This window comes from Klebsiella sp. GW_Kp182, assembly GCF_040062275.1.
GTDB classification, from domain to species: Bacteria; Pseudomonadota; Gammaproteobacteria; order Enterobacterales; family Enterobacteriaceae; genus Klebsiella; species Klebsiella michiganensis.
Genome location: NZ_JBEAFQ010000066.1, coordinates 1 through 16,898, shown reverse-complemented (window position 1 = coordinate 16,898; position 16,898 = coordinate 1). Strand labels below are relative to the sequence as shown.

Below are 16,898 nucleotides of genomic sequence, written 5' to 3'. Positions count from 1 at the left end.
AATGGTTAAAATAGTCGATATGACTACGTTTGGTGTCAAAATGACTATGAGGCGACAATGAGTTTCTCCGTCGAGGCCCTGGCGAAAATCGCCATTGATTTACAAAGCGATCTCGGCCATGCCGACCGTTTTTCGCGTTTGATTACCACCCTGCGGCAGATACTCGGCTGCGATGCTTCGGCGCTGCTGCGCTACGAGGCGCACCAGTTTGTGCCGCTGGCGATTGATGGCCTGGCCCAGGACGTACTTGGCCGACGCTTTGCCCTTGAAGGCCACCCGCGGCTGGAGGCGATTGCCCGGGCGGGGGACGTGGTGCGCTTCCCGGCGGATAGCGATCTGCCGGACCCTTACGATGGCCTGATCCCCGGACAGGAGAGCCTGAAGGTGCACGCCTGCGTCGGCCTGCCGCTGTTTGCCGGGCAAACCCTGATCGGCGCGCTCACCCTCGACGGCATGGATGCGGACCGTTTTGACAGCTTCAGCGACGAGGAGCTGCGCCTGATTGCCGCCCTGGTGGCCGGGGCGCTCAATAACGCGCTGCTGATCGCCCGGCTGGAGAATCAAAACGTGCTGCCGGAGCAGGCTATCGTGTATCCGGCAGCCGAACGTCAGGAGATGATTGGCCTGTCGGCGCCGATGCTGCAGCTGAAAAAAGAGATCGATATCGTCGCGGCTTCTGACTTAAACGTGCTGATTAGCGGCGAGACCGGCACCGGCAAAGAGCTGGTGGCGAAAGCGGTGCATCAGGGGTCGCCGCGGGCGGCCAATCCGCTGGTCTATCTCAACTGCGCGGCCCTGCCGGAGAGCGTGGCGGAGAGCGAGCTGTTTGGCCACGTCAAAGGGGCGTTTACCGGGGCGATCAGCAACCGCAGCGGTAAATTTGAAATGGCGGACAACGGGACGCTGTTCCTCGATGAAATTGGCGAGCTTTCGCTGGCGCTCCAGGCCAAGCTGCTGCGGGTGCTGCAGTATGGCGATATTCAGCGCGTCGGCGACGATCGCAGCCTGCGGGTTGATGTGCGGGTGCTGGCGGCCACCAACCGCGACCTGCGTCAGGAGGTGGTGGAGGGGCGCTTTCGCGCCGACCTGTATCATCGCCTGAGCGTGTTTCCGCTGTCGGTTCCGGCGCTGCGCGAGCGGGAAAGTGATGTAGTGCTGCTGGCCGGCTATTTTTGCGAACAGTGCCGTTTGCGTATGGGGCTGGCGCAGGTGATTTTAAGCGAAGCGACGCGGGCCAGGCTGCTCGCCTGGTCATGGCCGGGCAACGTACGCGAACTGGAGCACGCGATTCATCGGGCGGTGGTGCTGGCGCGGGCGACGCAGGCGGGTAATGATATCGTGCTGGAGCCGCAGCATTTTCAGCTGGCCGGGGAAGCGCCAGCCTTGCCGACCGTCAGCCCGCAGCCGGCGGCGGAAGCGGTGAGCCTGCGCGAGGCGACGGAGGCGTTCCAGCGCGAAGCGATCGCCAGCGCGCTGGCGGCTAATGGCCGCAGCTGGGCCGCCGCCGCCCGCGCGCTGGGGCTCGACGTCGCCAACCTGCACCGGCTGGCGAAGCGTCTGGGGCTTAAAGGATCCCGGCCTGATAAAAATTCTGCAGGTTAATCGCGCCGACCAGCTGGCCGCTTTCATCCACCACCGGAGCGGCGCTGATTTTATGCTTCATCAGGCGCTCTTTGGCTTCTATCGCGCGGCTTTCCGCTTGCAGAGTGACGCCGTTGCGGGTCATCGCCTGGCTGACGATATCCTGTAAGCTGCCGCCGCCCACCAGCCAGCGGCGCAGGTCGCCGTCGGTAAAGACGCCCTGCACGTGATTGCGCTCATCGCAGACCGCCACCAGCCCCAGGCCGGTGCGGCTGAGTTCGAGCATCGCGTCCATGACGCTGGTGTCGTTGGCGACGCGCGGCACGTCGACGTCGCGGCGCATCAGATGGTGAACTTTGTTCAGCAGCCGCGCGCCCAGCGCGCCGGCCGGGTGCGAACGGGCGAAATCTTCTTCGTTAAAGCCGCGGGCCTGCATGACCGCCATGGCCAGCGCGTCGCCGAGCATCAGGGTATTGACGGTGCTGGAGGTGGGCGCGAGGTGCATCGGACAGGCTTCACGCTCTACGGCAATATCAAGCACCGCTTTGGCCGCCAGCGCCAGCGGTGAAGTGGATTTACCGGTCATCGCCAGCAGCGGAATAGATTTTTCCTCCAGGCGCGGAACGATAAGATCCAGCTCTTTAGCGCTGCCGGAGTAAGAGATAAACAGCATCACGTCGCGGCTGTCGAGCATGCCGAGGTCGCCGTGCAGCGCTTCCGCCGGGTGAACAAAAAATGCCGGGGTGCCGGTGCTGGCGAAGGTGGCAGCCAGCTTTTTACCAATATGACCCGATTTACCGATACCGGAGACGACCAGTTTGCCCTCGCAGTGGATAATGGTTTCCGCCGCGCGGATGAAGTCGTCGCCCAGGCGTTCAGGCAGGCGGCTCGCCTCCTGAAGCTCCAGCATCAGGGTCTGGCGTCCGGCTTCTAACAGAAAGTTACTCATGATGTTCTCCAGTAATAATGACTTCGATGCCTTTGTCTTCCAGCGCCCGCTTAAATTCCGGGCTGATATCGGCATCGGTAATCAGTTTGTCTACGCTCTCCAGGCCGCAGACGATATTGGGACTTTTGCGGCCAAACTTCGACGAGTCGGCCATCAGGATAACTTCGCGGGCGGCATTGCACATCGCTTTGCTGACCGTATAAACCTCATTAAAGGTGGTGACGCCGGCGATTAAATCAATGCCGTCGGTGCCCATAAACAGTCGATCGAAGCTGAAGTGTTCGAAGGCGTTTTCCGCCAGCTGGCCGTGAAAGGAGGCCGATTTTTTGCGGAACGTGCCGCCCGGCATCAGGATGGTTTGTTCGTTATCCAGTTCGGAGAGGGCGTTGACGATATGCAGGCTGTTGGTCATCACGGTAATGTTATTGAAGCGGCTGAGCATCGGCACCATTTGCAGCACCGTACTGCCGGCGTCAAGAATGATCGAGTCGCCATCGTGAATAAAGCTGACCGCGGCTTCGGCAATCCGCTCTTTTTTATGGGTGTTGATCAGCGTTTTGTGGTCGATGGGCGGATCGGCCTCGTCTTTATTTAACACCACGCCGCCGTAAGTGCGGATAACGGTACCGGCATTCTCAAGGATCACCAGATCCTTACGGATGGTGGTGCCGGTGGTGTCGAAGTGTTGCGCCAGCTCTTCGACCGAGCATTTGCCCTGCGATTGCAGGTGCTCGAGAATGGCTGCCTGGCGCTGACGTGGTTTCATAGGCGTTGTATCCTGCGTTTAAAGTTTCGAAATGATAATTTCGCAAGATATTAACGTTCACAACGAAATTATCCATGTTTCGGATTAAGCGCTAATGATAGTGCATTCTGACAGAGCGGATCATTGGGAAAGATCACATCAGGCTGCAATTCCTTGAGATGCTTACCGGTGAGGGCGGGAATTTTTTGCGGCCTGGCGAAGACGGTGAGGCCTTTCATTAACAGCGTATCGCGGATGCGGTCGTCTTCGTCGACGGCAATGGCGACGACGGCCCGCGGCTTGAACCGCCCCGAGGAACGGCCCACGCCGACGCGGCCCTGCTGGCACAGCCGATCGAATGCGCGATTGAACTGCCTGATCTGCCAGCCGCCAAAGGCGAGCTGGGTTATCCAGGCGATGGCGGCGATAGTGATAAGTGCGGTAACCATAAAAGTCTCCTTAAGGCGTGTGCGATATTTCCCCGGAGGGCGGCGCGTTGCGCCTTACCCGGGCTACGGATCGGCGCGGGGTGCCGGTTTTGTAGCTCGGATAAGCGCAGCGCAATCCGGGACCTCTGATTTAAAACATCACCTGCCCGCCGGTGACGTTGATAGACTGCCCGGTGCAGTATGAAGCCTGCGGACTGGCGTAAAACATCAGCACGTTAAGTACGTCCTGGTAATCGCAGCCGCGCTTCAGCGGGACTTTGTCGATGTAATACTGCTCGACCTGCTCCTCCGGGATCCCCAGCTTGGTGGCGTACTGCGGCAGCAGAGACTGGAACATCGGCGACTTCAGCAGGTTGCCGAGCATCAGGGAGTGCACGGTAATCCCGTACTCCGCGAGGTCCAGCGCCAGCGACTGCGTCAGCCCCACGCCGCCAAACTTCGCCGCGCTATAGCCGGAGTTATGCTTGCTGCCCACTTTGCCGGATTTAGAGTTGATCTGGATGATGCGACCTTTAATGCCGTCGCGGATCATCAGGCGGGAAAACTCGCGGGCGCAGAGGAAGTAGCCCACCAGATTCACCTGCAGCGAACGGTCGAAATCCCCCAGCGCGAAGTCGCTGATAAACGCCGCTTTAGCGATCCCGGCGCTATAGACCAGCAGGTCGACGCGGGAAAATATTTCGTCTACCCCGCGGGCGAGGGCGACCACGCTGGCTTCGCTGGTGGCGTCCGCGCCGAAGCCCCACGCCGTGCCTTCGCCATGTTCTGCATTGATGGCCTGCGCGACGCGGGTCGCTTTATCGCTCTGAATATCGACCACCGCCACGCGATAGCCTTCTGCGGCAAGCCCGCGACACAGAAACTCCCCTAAGGTTTGTCCCCCACCGATGACAACAGCAACCTGATTCATAATTTTCTCCTTACAACTTAAGCAACAAATTTCAGTACGCAGCCGGCGGCGATGCCTTCCGGCACTGGCCCCGCCACGTGTACGGTTCCGGGGAATTCCGCTTCGCGGTGGCCGTCAAAGCGCAGCGTGATATGGCCCAGCTCGCGCAGGTTCTGCTCGGCGACGTCGCCGACGGCGGTGACCGGGTAGCGCAGCTCGCCGAGCTGCAGCTCAGCGCCCGGCACCAGCGCGCCGGAGAGCTCGCCGTGGTTGTGAATAAAGCAGTACTCTTCGATATCGGCCGGGGCGCCTTCGCGGAAGGTGATCAGCATCTGCTCGTCCAGCGCCATCGCCGCGCTGGCGCCGATATGCGTAATGGTGGTCTGGTAAATCACGGTCATCTTCAGGCACCTCTTATTGGTAAATAAATCCGGAAACGAACCAGGCGATCAGCACCGTTGGCGCGCCGGTCAGGAAGCGGCTCACCAGTACCGACGGTACGCCGACGCGCACGGTGTCCTGGCGCGCTTCCGCCAGCGACAGGCCAACCGGGATAAAGTCGCAGGCGGCCTGGGCGTTAATGGCGAACAGCGCGGGCAGGGCGAGATGCGGCGGAATATTGCCAAGGCCAATCTGCACGCCAATCAGCACGCCGATAACCTGGGCGATGACCGCGCCGGGGCCGAGAAACGGCGACAGCAGCGGGAAAGAGCAGATCAGCGCCAGGGTGACGAGGCCCAGCGGATGGCTGGCGAGCGGCGCCAGGCCGTGGGCAATCCAGTCGCCGATGCCGGAGGCCATGATGATGCCGATCAGCGCCGCGACGAAGGCCATAAACGGCAGAATGGTTTTCAGCACCGTATCGATGGTGTCGCGCCCGGCCTGGAACAGCACCGCCACGACCGAGCCCATCCCCATACCAACTTTGGCCAGCAGGCCGTCGCTCTGCTCGGTTATTTTCTTGCTGGTGTCATAGTCGCGGGCCGCCGGCTGGGCAGGCGCGGCCTGCGGGGCCGGGGAGGGACCCTCTTCCAGCGCGAAAATGTTCTCTTCTTTGACGCCGGAAACGTAAATGTCTTCGACGATGTACTGCGCCAGCGGACCCGATTTGCCGGTCGCGTGGATATTAATGGTCGGGATGCGGCGCTTCGGGTAGATACCGCAGCGCAGGGTGCCGCCGCAGTCGATAATCGCCACGCCGATTTCCGCTTCCGGCGGTTCGCCCTCTTTGAAGCCATCGACCGCCTGCCAGCCGGTGAGGCGGGCAATTTTATCGACGATCGCCGGGCGGGTGCCCGCGGTGATATAGACAATCTTTTTACCGGCAACGGCGTCCAGTTCGAGCGGGCCGCCCCAGCCGCCGGCGCCTTTTTCAATGCGAATACGGGTCATGATGTCGCTCCTGACAGATGCACTTTCTGCTCAAGCTGGATGGCCATTTTTTTCTCAAAAATCGACGTGGTCAGGTCGGTCACCCAGCCGCGGAAGAAGTTCGTCACCAGGCCCACCAGCAGATAGCTCACCGCCAGCGGCCCTAACGGTAGACCGAGGGTGGTTAGCCCGTTGGCGATCCCCAGATAGACGAACAGTTCGCCGGGGTTGATGTGCGGAAACAGGCCGTTCATTGAGTGGCAGCTGTAGGAGGCCGCCGCGTAGTAGCTCGGTTTGTATTTCTCGGGCATAAAGCGCCCAAGGCTCAGGGTCATCGGGTTACAGAAAACGAAGGTGCCGATGCAGGGCAGCAGCAGGTAGCGGGAGATCGGATTACCGGCGCAGCGCTGCGCCAGCTTTTCGATCCGCTGCTGACCAATAAAGTTGATCAGCGCGTTCATGATCACCAGCAGACTGATCAGCAAAGGCAGGATCCCGGTGACCATACCGGTGAACACCTCGCCTCCCTTCTGAAACAGGCCGATAAACCATTCGGCGCCGTGGGTAACGACTTCAATCATTGTTCTCTCCTTCAGCGTGTTATTTTTCTTGCTAACTGGCAGCTAATTTTAATCATTTTAAAAGGTTTGAAATTGTTATATTGATCGCAAAATGAAAGATAAATATTTTATTTTGAAAGATTATGGCTGAAGTGAACGAAGGATCCGACGGGGCGAGAGGAAAAAGGGCGATAAAAAAGAATTTACATCGCCGCCGCTTCCTTGTGAGCGGGCGCATGCTTTACCATAATTACCCCTTGCCGATTTGTTAAATGGATGTCCCATGTTGAAGCGTCGTTCCCTGGCTTTACTCCCCCTGTGCGTTCTCCTCGCTGCCTGCAGCAGCAAACCTCAAACTCCTGCGGAAAAGGAAATGGCGGGCGGTACGGGCGGTTTTTTACTCGAGCCGCAGCATAACGTGATGGAGATGAGCGGCGATTTCGCCAATAACCCGGCGGCGGAACAGTTCATTGATAAAATGGTGAGCAAGCACGGCTTCGACCGACAGCAGCTGCATCAAATTCTCTCGCAGGCCAAACGCCTGGACTACGTGCTGCGTCTGATGGACCGTCAGGCGCCCACCGGACTGCCGCCGTCAGGGCCAAACGGCGCCTGGCTGCGCTACAAAAAGCAGTTTATTACCCCGGATAACGTGCAGAACGGTGTGGCGTTCTGGAACCAGTATCAGGATGCGCTCAACCGCGCGTACCAGGTATACGGCGTGCCGCCGGAGATTATCGTCGGGATTATTGGCGTCGAGACCCGCTGGGGGCGGGTGATGGGGAAAACCCGCATCCTTGATGCGCTGGCGACGCTGTCGTTTAACTATCCGCGCCGCGCAGAATACTTCTCCAGCGAGCTGGAAACGTTCCTGCTGATGGCGCGCAGCGAACAGGATGACCCGCTCGATCTGAAAGGCTCCTTCGCCGGCGCGATGGGCTACGGTCAGTTTATGCCCTCTTCTTACAGGCAGTACGCGGTGGACTTTAACGGCGACGGGCATATCAACCTGTGGGATCCGGTCGATGCGATCGGCAGCGTAGCGAACTACTTCAAGCAGCACGGCTGGGTGAGCGGCGATCTGGTTGCGGTACAGGCGCTGGGCCAGGCGCCTGGGCTGAACAATGGGTTCAAAACCAAATACAGCGTCTCGCAGCTGGCGGCGGCGGGACTTACCCCGACTCAGCCGCTGGGTAACCACCAGCAGGCGAGCCTGCTGCGTCTGGATATCGGCACAGGCTACCAGTACTGGTACGGTCTGCCGAACTTCTACACCATTACCCGCTATAACCACAGCACCCATTACGCGATGGCCGTCTGGCAGCTCGGTCTGGCGGTTTCTCAGGCCCGGATGCAGTAATCCCGTCTTCTGTGCTCCTCTCCGTCCGGAGAGGAGTCTGTAACATTTTGCAGCATTTCCTTTTGTTGACGCCAATTTACATTCCGCGCTTCTTTTAATATTGTTATGTTATAACGTTTTATTGAGGCATAAACATTGACTTCCTTATTGATGACTTCAGGCATCGCCCGGCTGGCGATGGCCGGCGTGCTGCTGGCCGCCCTGTGGCTGGCAACCTGGTGGGCGGTATCGCTGCCATGATAGAGCTCGATCATCTGGTGGCTGGCTATGAAGGGCTGGCGATCGCGCCGTCCCTTAGCGGCACGATTGCAACGGGGAGTATGACGGCTATCGTCGGCCTGAACGGCTGCGGGAAATCGACGCTGTTAAAGACGCTGGCCGGATTTATCCCGCCGGTCAGCGGCCGCCTGAACTGGCGCGACGGACGGCCGGTTATCGGCTGGCTGGCGCAGCGGCATGCGCTGGAGTCGCAGTTTCCGCTCACGGTGCAGGATGTCGTCAGCCAGGGGGCCTGGCCGCAGGTATCGTTGCTGCGCGGGCTCGGGGGGGAGGTGCGCCAGCGTATCGTCGCAGCCATAGCGCGGGTGGGGCTGCTAGCGATGGCGAAAACGCCGATTGAGGCGCTCTCCGGCGGCCAGTTTCAGCGCATGCTCTTCGCGAGGGTGATGGTGCAGCGCGCGCCGCTGGTGATGCTCGACGAACCGTTTACCGGCATCGACGAAGCCACCTGCCGTGAGCTGATGGCGCTGATCCTGGAAATGCATCAGCAGGGGCAGACGATTCTGGCGGTGCTGCACGATAACCAGCGGGTCGCCGACTATTTCCCGGAAACGATGCTGCTGACGCCGCAGCGCGCCCGCTGGGGCAGTACGCCTGATGTGCTGCCCGCCTTTCACTCCGCGAGGCTGGCATGATCTGGCACACCTTCATTCAGCCCTTTATCGAGTTTGGCTTTATGCGCCGCGCGCTGGTGGTGTGCCTGGCGCTCTCCCTGAGCACGACCATGCTCGGCGTCTTCCTACTTTTACGCCGCATGAGCCTGATGGGCGATGCGCTCTCGCATGCGATTTTGCCCGGCGTGGCGGTGGGCTACCTGCTTAACGGGATGTCGCTGCTGGCGATGACCGTCGGGGGTTTTATTGCCGGCATTGCGGTGGCGCTGGTGGCGGGGTGGGTCAGCCGACGCACGCTTTTAAAAGAGGATGCCAGCTTTGCCGGATTTTATCTCGGCTCCCTGGCGCTGGGCGTCACGCTGGTCTCGCTGCGCGGCTCTAACGTCGACCTGCTGCATCTGCTGTTCGGCTCAATTCTGGCGGTAGACCGCGATTCGGCGCTGTTTGTGACCGGCGTTGCCAGCCTGACGCTGATTTGCATCGCCCTGTTTTATCGCGGCCTGGTCAGCGAAGCCTTCGACAGCGTCTGGCTTCAGGTGAACGCGCGAAGAGTGCCTGCGCTGCTGCATGGCCTGTTCCTCGCCCTGCTGGTGCTCAATCTGGTGGCCGGGTTTCAGGTGCTCGGCACGCTGATGGCGGTGGGAGTCATGATGCTGCCCGCGGTCGCGGCGCGCTGCTGGGCGCGGACGCTGCCGGGCATTCTGCTGCTGGCGGCGCTGATGGGCGGTTTTTGCGCGTGGATGGGGCTGAGCCTGTCGTGGGCGGCGAATTTGCCTGCCGGACCCGCCATTGTGCTGACCGCCAGCGGCCTCTTTTTTGTATCGGTGTTTTTTGGCTCGCGCAGCCGGCTGGTTGTCGGCTGGCGTAAATTAATGGGGTAAGGACAATGATGAAACGTACCGGGATATGGCTGGCGCTGGCGCTGGGTCTGGCATCGCACGGGGTGATGGCGAAAACGCTAAACGTGGTGAGCAGTTTTTCCGTGTTGGGCGATATGGTGCAGCAGATTGGCGGCGAACATGTGCATGTGGATACGCTAGTGGGGCCGGACGGCGATCCGCATACCTTCGAGCCCTCGCCGAAAGACAGCGCGCTGCTGAACAACGCCGATGTGGTGGTGGTCAACGGCCTGGGGCTGGAGGGCTGGCTGGACCGGCTGATTAAAGCATCCGGGTTCAAAGGCGAGCTGGTGGTGGCTTCCCGCGGAGTCAAAACCCACACGCTTGAAGAAGATGGCGCAACGGTAACCGATCCGCATGCGTGGAACAGCGCCGCGAACGGTGCGCTGTACGCGCAGAATATCCTCAACGGCCTGGTGAAAGCCGACCCGGAAGATAAGTTGGCGCTGGAGGCTTCCGGCAAACGCTATATCAGCCAGCTTAACGAGATCGATCGCTGGGCTAAAAGCCAGTTCACCGCCATTCCACAGGCAAAGCGTAAGGTTCTGACCAGCCATGATGCTTTCGGCTATTTTGGCCGCGCCTATGGCGTGACCTTCCTCGCGCCACAGGGGCTATCTTCGGAAAGTGAGGCCAGCGCGGCGCAGGTGGCGGCATTAATTCGACAAATTAAAGCCGACGAGGTGCATACCTGGTTTATGGAAAATCAGCTGGATCCAAGACTGGTTAAACAGATTGCCAGCGCGACGGGCGCGCAGCCGGGAGGAGAGCTCTACCCTGAAGCCCTCTCTCAACCGGGCGGCGTGGCGGACAGCTACGTGAAAATGCTGCGTCACAACGTGGAGCTGATCGCGGCGAGTATGAAATAAATAAAAACCGGCCCGCGATGGGCCGGTTATCCGCCGCTATGGTTCTGCGAGTATCTGCTTGATTTTCTTGTTCAATGTGAATCCACTGGCAATACAGCCCACGCCCAGCAGGATCTGTACGCCTTCGAACAGCGGGTTGAATGAGCGGGTGAAAATATGCAGTAGCGCGGTTAGCAGCGAAACTGTGCCGCATACAAACAGGCACAGGCGCACCTGGCGAATTTTTTTCACGTTCTGCTCTGAGGTAAGCGTTGCTTTGGCCATTCCTGGTAACCTCTCATTTAACTCTTCCTTATATGTGCGGTGAATTGTGACACCGGCGCCCCCGGGCGGCTATCCGAAAATGCAGCGTTGGCTATAGCCGATGTTTTTCGCCAGCCGACTCGTAAATTCGTTACCTCGTCCCCATATCTTCGTTGAAAGTGCTATCTTTGATGGCCTCTTTGTACAGCTTACGTGGGGCGACGAATGACAGATTCGGAATTAATGCAGCTGAGCGAGCAGGTGGGGATGGCGCTGAAAGCGCGCGGTGCGACGGTGACCACGGCGGAGTCCTGCACCGGCGGCTGGGTCGCCAAAACCCTTACCGATATCGCCGGCAGTTCGGCATGGTTTGAGCGCGGTTTCGTCACTTACAGCAATGAAGCGAAATCGCAGATGATTGGCGTCAGCGAAGCGACGCTGCTTAGCCATGGCGCGGTGAGTGAACCGGTGGTGGTGGAGATGGCCATCGGCGCGCTGCGTGCGGCTCGCGCGGACTATGCCATTTCGGTCAGCGGCATCGCCGGGCCGGACGGCGGCAGCGCGGAAAAGCCGGTGGGAACCGTCTGGTTTGGCGTGGCCAGCGCCAGCGGACAGGGCGTAACCCGGCGCGAATGCTTTGCCGGAGACCGCGAGTCGGTACGCCGCCAGGCCACGGCCTACGCGCTAAATCTCCTCTGGCAACAATTTCTACAAAATACTTGATACTGTATGACTATACAGTATAATTGCTTCAACAGAACAGAATTCACTACCCGGTTACACCCGGCATGAGAGGAGTAATAATGGCTATCGACGAAAACAAACAGAAAGCGTTGGCGGCAGCACTGGGCCAGATCGAAAAACAATTCGGTAAAGGCTCCATCATGCGCCTGGGTGAAGACCGTTCCATGGATGTGGAAACTATCTCCACCGGCTCGCTTTCCCTTGATATCGCCCTGGGCGCAGGCGGCCTGCCGATGGGCCGTATCGTCGAGATCTACGGGCCTGAATCTTCCGGTAAAACCACGCTGACGCTGCAGGTTATCGCCGCCGCGCAGCGCGAAGGCAAAACCTGTGCGTTTATCGATGCGGAACACGCGCTGGACCCGGTTTACGCACGCAAGCTGGGCGTCGATATCGACAACCTGCTGTGCTCCCAGCCGGATACCGGCGAACAGGCTCTGGAAATCTGTGACGCGCTGGCGCGTTCCGGTGCGGTAGACGTTATCGTCGTTGACTCCGTTGCGGCGCTGACGCCGAAAGCGGAAATCGAAGGCGAAATCGGCGACTCTCACATGGGCCTCGCGGCGCGTATGATGAGCCAGGCGATGCGTAAACTGGCGGGCAACCTGAAGCAGTCCAACACCCTGCTCATCTTCATCAACCAGATTCGTATGAAAATTGGCGTGATGTTCGGTAACCCGGAAACCACCACCGGCGGTAACGCGCTGAAGTTCTACGCCTCCGTGCGTCTGGATATCCGTCGTATCGGTGCGGTGAAAGAGGGCGACAACGTTGTCGGCAGCGAAACCCGCGTTAAAGTGGTGAAAAACAAAATCGCCGCGCCGTTTAAACAGGCTGAATTCCAGATCCTCTACGGCGAAGGGATTAACTTCTTCGGTGAGCTGGTCGATCTCGGCGTGAAAGAGAAGCTGATTGAGAAAGCCGGCGCATGGTACAGCTATAACGGTGATAAAATCGGTCAGGGTAAAGCGAACGCCATCTCCTGGCTGAAAGAGAACCCGGCTGCGGCAAAAGAGATCGAGAAGAAAGTTCGTGAACTGCTGCTGAGCAATCAGGACTCCACGCCAGACTTCGCGGTTGATGGCAACAGCGAAGCGGAAACCGAGCAAGATTTCTGATATCGTCTGAACAGACTAACAAGGGGCCGCTTATGCGGCCCTTTTGCTTTTTTTGATTAGCGAGGCTGACCGTGACTGAAACTTCATCCCGCCGCTCTGACTACGCCAGGCTGCTGGATCGCGCGATTCGCATTCTGGCAATGCGCGACCACAGCGAACAGGAGCTAAGGCGAAAGCTGGCTGCACCGGTCATGAGCAAAAACGGCCCTGAAGCGTTAGATGTGACGCCGGAAGAGGTCGATAAAGTCGTTGAATGGTGCATTGAGAACCGCTATCTGGACGACGAACGCTTTGTCCGTCAGTTCATTGCCAGCCGCAGCCGCAAGGGGTACGGCCCGGCTCGCGTCCGCCAGGAGCTAAAGCAGAAGGGGATCTCCCGCGAGACGACAGAGGCAGCCATGCGCGAGTGCGAAATCGACTGGGCGCGGCTTGCCAAAGAGCAGGCGCAGCGAAAATATGGCGAACCCCTGCCCAGCGTATTTGCAGAAAAAGTCAAAATTCAGCGCTTTTTGCTCTACCGCGGCTATCTGATGGAGGATATTCAGGAAATCTGGCGAAATTTTGCAGATTGACCCATCCGGGATTTTACTTCCCCGTGAAGAAAACTTATCTTATTCCCACTTTATTTTCGTGAGTAGCCTGCCGGTCGATACTGGGTAGTGGCTGCCAGCGACATTTCGTTAGCTTGATTTCAGGATAATTATGAGCAAGAGCACCGCTGAGATCCGTCAGGCGTTTCTCGACTTTTTCCATAGTAAAGGACATCAGGTAGTTGCGAGCAGCTCCCTGGTGCCGCATAACGACCCGACCCTGCTGTTTACCAACGCCGGGATGAACCAGTTCAAGGATGTTTTCCTTGGTCTCGACAAACGTAATTATTCGCGCGCGACCACCGCGCAGCGTTGCGTTCGTGCGGGTGGTAAGCACAACGATCTGGAAAACGTCGGCTACACCGCGCGTCACCACACCTTCTTTGAAATGCTGGGTAACTTCAGCTTCGGCGATTACTTCAAGCAGGATGCCATCAAATACGCATGGGAACTGCTGACCGGTGAAAACTGGTTCGCCCTGCCGAAAGAAAAACTGTGGGTGACCGTCTACGAAACCGACGATGAAGCGTTCGATATCTGGGCAAATGAAGTTGGCGTACCGCGCGAGCGTATTATCCGCATCGGCGACAACAAAGGCGCGCCGTTTGCTTCCGATAACTTCTGGCAGATGGGTGACACCGGGCCGTGCGGTCCATGCACCGAAATCTTCTTCGACCATGGCGACCATATCTGGGGCGGCCCTCCGGGAACGCCGGAAGAAGACGGCGATCGCTATATTGAGATCTGGAATATCGTCTTCATGCAGTTCAACCGTCAGGCTGACGGAACCATGGAGCCGCTGCCGAAGCCGTCCGTAGATACCGGTATGGGCCTCGAGCGTATTGCCGCCGTGCTGCAGCACGTCAACTCCAACTACGATATCGACCTGTTCCGCGATCTGATTAAGAGCGTGGCGAAGGTTACCGGCGCGACCGATCTCTCGAACAAGTCGCTGCGCGTTATCGCTGACCACATTCGTTCCTGCGCGTTCCTGATTGCCGATGGCGTTATCCCGTCGAATGAAAACCGCGGCTACGTGCTGCGCCGCATCATTCGTCGCGCAATTCGCCATGGCAACATGCTGGGCGCGAAGGAGACCTTCTTCTGGAAACTGGTTGCTCCGCTGATTGACGTGATGGGTTCCGCCGGCGAAGAGCTGAAACAGCAGCAGGCTCAGGTTGAGCAGGTGCTGAAGACCGAAGAAGAGCAGTTTGCCCGTACGCTGGAGCGCGGACTGGCGCTGCTGGATGAAGAACTGGCTAAACTGCAGGGCGACACGCTGGACGGCGAAACCGCTTTCCGCCTGTACGACACCTACGGCTTCCCGGTTGACCTGACCGCGGACGTTTGCCGCGAACGCAACATCAAGGTTGACGAAGCCGGCTTTGAAGCCGCGATGGAAGAGCAGCGCCGTCGCGCGCGCGAATCCAGCGGCTTTGGCGCGGACTACAATGCGATGATCCGCGTCGACGGCGCCTCTGAGTTTAAAGGCTATGACAGCCTGGAACTGAATGGCAAAGTCACCGCGCTGTTTATCGATGGTAAAGCGGTTGACGCGGTGAACGCCGGTCAGGAAGCGGTTGTTATCCTCGACCAGACGCCGTTCTACGCCGAATCCGGCGGCCAGGTGGGTGACAAAGGCGAACTGAAGGGCGCCGGTTTCTCCTTCCAGGTCAGCGACGCGCAGAAGTACGGCCAGGCAATTGGCCATATTGGTAAACTGACCAGCGGTTCGCTTAAAGTCGGCGACGCCGTGCAGGCCGATGTCGATCAGGCTCGCCGCCAGCGTATCCGCCTGAACCACTCCGCGACGCACCTGATGCACGCGGCGCTGCGCCAGGTTCTCGGTACGCACGTTGCGCAGAAAGGCTCTCTGGTCAACGACAAAGCATTGCGCTTCGACTTCTCGCATTTTGAAGCGATGAAGCCGGAGGAGATCCGTGCGGTAGAAGATCTGGTGAACGCGCAAATTCGTCGCAACCTGCCGATCGAAACCAATATCATGGATATTGACGCTGCGCGTGAATCCGGCGCGATGGCGCTGTTTGGCGAGAAGTATGACGATCGCGTTCGCGTGCTGAGCATGGGCGATTTTTCCACCGAGCTGTGCGGCGGTACGCACGCCTCGCGCACCGGTGATATCGGCCTGTTCCGCATTACCTCTGAATCCGGTACCGCCGCTGGCGTGCGCCGTATCGAAGCGGTGACCGGCGAAGGCGCGATGGCGATGCTGCACGCGCAGAGCGATCTGCTGGGCGATATTGCACAGCTGCTGAAAGGGGATACCCACAGCCTTGGTGACAAAGTCCGCGCCGCGTTAGAACGTAGCCGTCAGCTGGAAAAAGAGCTGCAGCAGCTGAAAGAGCAGGCTGCCGTGCAGGAGAGCGCAAATCTCTCCAGCAAAGCGGAAGAGATTAACGGCGTTAAGCTGCTGGTCAGCGAACTGGCTGGCGTTGAGCCAAAAATGCTGCGTACTATGGTTGACGATCTGAAAAATCAGCTGGGTTCAACGATTGTCGTGTTGGCCACGGTCGCAGAAGGTAAGGTTTCTCTGATTGCAGGTGTGTCTAAGGATGTGACAGACCGCGTGAAAGCCGGGGAACTGATTGGTATGGTCGCCCAGCAGGTGGGCGGTAAAGGGGGCGGTCGTCCGGATATGGCGCAAGCCGGCGGTACCGATGCGTCTGCTCTCCCTGCTGCGTTAGCCAGTGTGAAAGGCTGGGTAAGCGCAAAACTGTAATAACTATAATTGCATAGATGCTGTGATTCTCGGATTACAGCATCTTGCGCGAGAAGCACTGATAACGATAAAGTCGGGTTGAAGTTGTGTATATCGGCTAAACTTAGGTTTAACAGAATGTGATGCCGTGACTGCTTACACCGTAGGGTGTTTGTCATCGCTTACTTTTTGGCGTTATATGATGGATAATGCCGGGATACGAGAGACCCGACTCTTTTAATCTTTCAAGGAGCAAAGAATGCTGATTCTGACTCGTCGAGTTGGTGAGACCCTCATGATTGGAGATGAGGTCACTGTGACAGTTTTAGGGGTGAAGGGTAACCAGGTACGTATTGGCGTTAATGCCCCTAAAGAAGTCTCCGTGCATCGTGAAGAGATCTACCAGCGTATCCAGGCTGAAAAATCCCAGCAGTCCAGTTACTAAGGTTTTCGCGCCTCGCTATTTTGTGAGGCGCCTCCTTCCACCCGCCGTTTTTGCCAATTTTCCTCTCCGATAACCTCTCATTTTTGTCTCTTTCTCCGCATCCGCGACAGTTATCTTTTGCGTTAGCCGCGGCGTAATCAGCAATTTCTTGTTGATAAAATACTCTTTTTGCCGTTTTCACAGGCTAATTGCGCGGGAAGTGTGCAAACGAAAAAAAGGTCTCGAAAAAAGGTTTGACTTATAAGTACCAGAAAGTAATATGTGCGCCATCGCAGCGACGAAGAGCAGAAACAAGTTCTTCGAAGCACTCGTAAGAGGCGTGTGGTGAGGTGGCCGAGAGGCTGAAGGCGCTCCCCTGCTAAGGGAGTATGCGGTCAAAAGCTGCATCCGGGGTTCGAATCCCCGCCTCACCGCCATTTTGCATCCGTAGCTCAGCTGGATAGAGTACTCGGCTACGAACCGAGCGGTCGGAGG

The 16,898-nt window shown here is 58.5% G+C and carries 18 protein-coding genes and 1 tRNA gene; 11 read left to right on the top strand and 8 right to left on the bottom strand.

The features are described from left to right. Positions 1–57: 57 nt before the first annotated feature. Positions 58–1,602 carry a nitric oxide reductase transcriptional regulator NorR gene (gene norR, locus ABLU88_RS25825; protein WP_049082752.1) on the top strand — a complete coding sequence of 515 codons (1,545 nt, stop codon included), beginning with the start codon at positions 58–60 and terminating at the stop codon, positions 1,600–1,602. Here the strand turns inward: norR and gutQ are convergent. The 7 genes from gutQ to srlA form a co-directional block, all read right to left on the bottom strand. Beyond that, positions 1,565–2,530: an arabinose-5-phosphate isomerase GutQ gene (gene gutQ / locus ABLU88_RS25820; RefSeq protein ID WP_032750970.1), complete on the bottom strand. Its 966-nt coding sequence runs from the start codon at positions 2,528–2,530 to the stop codon at positions 1,565–1,567. The two genes, norR and gutQ, sit on opposite strands and share 38 nt — an antisense overlap. Continuing rightward, the gene (locus tag ABLU88_RS25815; RefSeq protein ID WP_004104826.1) at positions 2,523–3,296 is read right to left on the bottom strand and encodes a DNA-binding transcriptional repressor; all 774 of its coding nucleotides are present in this window, start codon (positions 3,294–3,296) and stop codon (positions 2,523–2,525) included. Before ABLU88_RS25815 ends, gutQ begins: the two co-directional genes overlap by 8 nt. Positions 3,297–3,364: 68 nt before the next feature. Then, positions 3,365–3,724 carry a transcriptional regulator GutM gene (gene gutM, locus ABLU88_RS25810; protein ID WP_048260179.1) on the bottom strand — a complete coding sequence of 120 codons (360 nt, stop codon included), beginning with the start codon at positions 3,722–3,724 and terminating at the stop codon, positions 3,365–3,367. A gap of 130 nt (positions 3,725–3,854) precedes the next feature. After that, positions 3,855–4,634: a sorbitol-6-phosphate dehydrogenase gene (srlD, locus tag ABLU88_RS25805; protein WP_014226518.1), complete on the bottom strand. Its 780-nt coding sequence runs from the start codon at positions 4,632–4,634 to the stop codon at positions 3,855–3,857. A 17-nt stretch (positions 4,635–4,651) separates the two neighbouring features. Next, complete coding sequence (gene srlB, locus ABLU88_RS25800) at positions 4,652–5,014, bottom strand: PTS glucitol/sorbitol transporter subunit IIA (RefSeq protein ID WP_004132227.1); 363 nt, start codon at positions 5,012–5,014, stop codon at positions 4,652–4,654. Positions 5,015–5,027: 13 nt separating this feature from the next. Next, positions 5,028–6,005, bottom strand: a complete 978-nt coding sequence (locus ABLU88_RS25795) for a PTS glucitol/sorbitol transporter subunit IIB (protein ID WP_014226517.1) — start codon at positions 6,003–6,005, stop codon at positions 5,028–5,030. Further along, the gene (gene srlA / locus ABLU88_RS25790) at positions 6,002–6,565 is read right to left on the bottom strand and encodes a PTS glucitol/sorbitol transporter subunit IIC (RefSeq protein WP_004104818.1); all 564 of its coding nucleotides are present in this window, start codon (positions 6,563–6,565) and stop codon (positions 6,002–6,004) included. The genes ABLU88_RS25795 and srlA overlap by 4 nt, the downstream gene beginning before the upstream one ends. Before the next feature lie 262 nt (positions 6,566–6,827). On the opposite strand from srlA, the gene mltB reads away from it, so the two are divergent. The 4 genes from mltB (at position 6,828) to ABLU88_RS25770 (ending at position 10,565) form a co-directional block, all read left to right on the top strand. Continuing rightward, positions 6,828–7,904, top strand: coding sequence for a lytic murein transglycosylase B (mltB, locus tag ABLU88_RS25785; RefSeq protein WP_009651581.1), 1,077 nt, complete (start codon positions 6,828–6,830; stop codon positions 7,902–7,904). Between the two features lie 203 nt (positions 7,905–8,107). Then, positions 8,108–8,818 (top strand): ATP-binding cassette domain-containing protein, encoded by a 711-nt coding sequence (locus ABLU88_RS25780; RefSeq protein ID WP_161506263.1) that lies wholly within the window; start codon positions 8,108–8,110, stop codon positions 8,816–8,818. Continuing rightward, positions 8,815–9,678 carry a metal ABC transporter permease gene (locus ABLU88_RS25775; RefSeq protein WP_014226515.1) on the top strand — a complete coding sequence of 288 codons (864 nt, stop codon included), beginning with the start codon at positions 8,815–8,817 and terminating at the stop codon, positions 9,676–9,678. Before ABLU88_RS25780 ends, ABLU88_RS25775 begins: the two co-directional genes overlap by 4 nt. An 8-nt stretch (positions 9,679–9,686) precedes the next feature. Further along, the gene (locus ABLU88_RS25770) at positions 9,687–10,565 is read left to right on the top strand and encodes a metal ABC transporter substrate-binding protein (RefSeq protein WP_014226514.1); all 879 of its coding nucleotides are present in this window, start codon (positions 9,687–9,689) and stop codon (positions 10,563–10,565) included. A 36-nt stretch (positions 10,566–10,601) separates the two neighbouring features. Here ABLU88_RS25770 and ABLU88_RS25765 read toward each other — a convergent pair whose 3' ends face one another. Further along, positions 10,602–10,829 carry a hypothetical protein gene (locus ABLU88_RS25765; RefSeq protein ID WP_025107287.1) on the bottom strand — a complete coding sequence of 76 codons (228 nt, stop codon included), beginning with the start codon at positions 10,827–10,829 and terminating at the stop codon, positions 10,602–10,604. Positions 10,830–11,033: 204 nt separating this feature from the next. On the opposite strand from ABLU88_RS25765, the gene pncC reads away from it, so the two are divergent. From pncC to ABLU88_RS25735, 6 genes are all read left to right on the top strand, one after another. Next, complete coding sequence (gene pncC, locus ABLU88_RS25760; RefSeq protein ID WP_014226512.1) at positions 11,034–11,531, top strand: nicotinamide-nucleotide amidase; 498 nt, start codon at positions 11,034–11,036, stop codon at positions 11,529–11,531. An 80-nt stretch (positions 11,532–11,611) separates the two neighbouring features. Then, positions 11,612–12,670: a recombinase RecA gene (recA, locus tag ABLU88_RS25755; protein ID WP_004104808.1), complete on the top strand. Its 1,059-nt coding sequence runs from the start codon at positions 11,612–11,614 to the stop codon at positions 12,668–12,670. Between the two features lie 71 nt (positions 12,671–12,741). Beyond that, a complete protein-coding gene (gene recX, locus ABLU88_RS25750; RefSeq protein ID WP_009651620.1) occupies positions 12,742–13,242 on the top strand; it encodes a recombination regulator RecX in 501 nt (166 codons plus the stop codon). 130 nt (positions 13,243–13,372) lie between these two features. Continuing rightward, positions 13,373–16,000 (top strand): alanine--tRNA ligase, encoded by a 2,628-nt coding sequence (gene alaS, locus ABLU88_RS25745; protein ID WP_032720437.1) that lies wholly within the window; start codon positions 13,373–13,375, stop codon positions 15,998–16,000. 238 nt (positions 16,001–16,238) lie between these two features. Beyond that, positions 16,239–16,424 (top strand): carbon storage regulator CsrA, encoded by a 186-nt coding sequence (csrA, locus tag ABLU88_RS25740; protein WP_000906486.1) that lies wholly within the window; start codon positions 16,239–16,241, stop codon positions 16,422–16,424. A 323-nt stretch (positions 16,425–16,747) separates the two neighbouring features. Then, positions 16,748–16,840 (top strand) — tRNA-Ser (locus tag ABLU88_RS25735). The last annotated feature ends 58 nt before the right edge of the window (positions 16,841–16,898 follow it).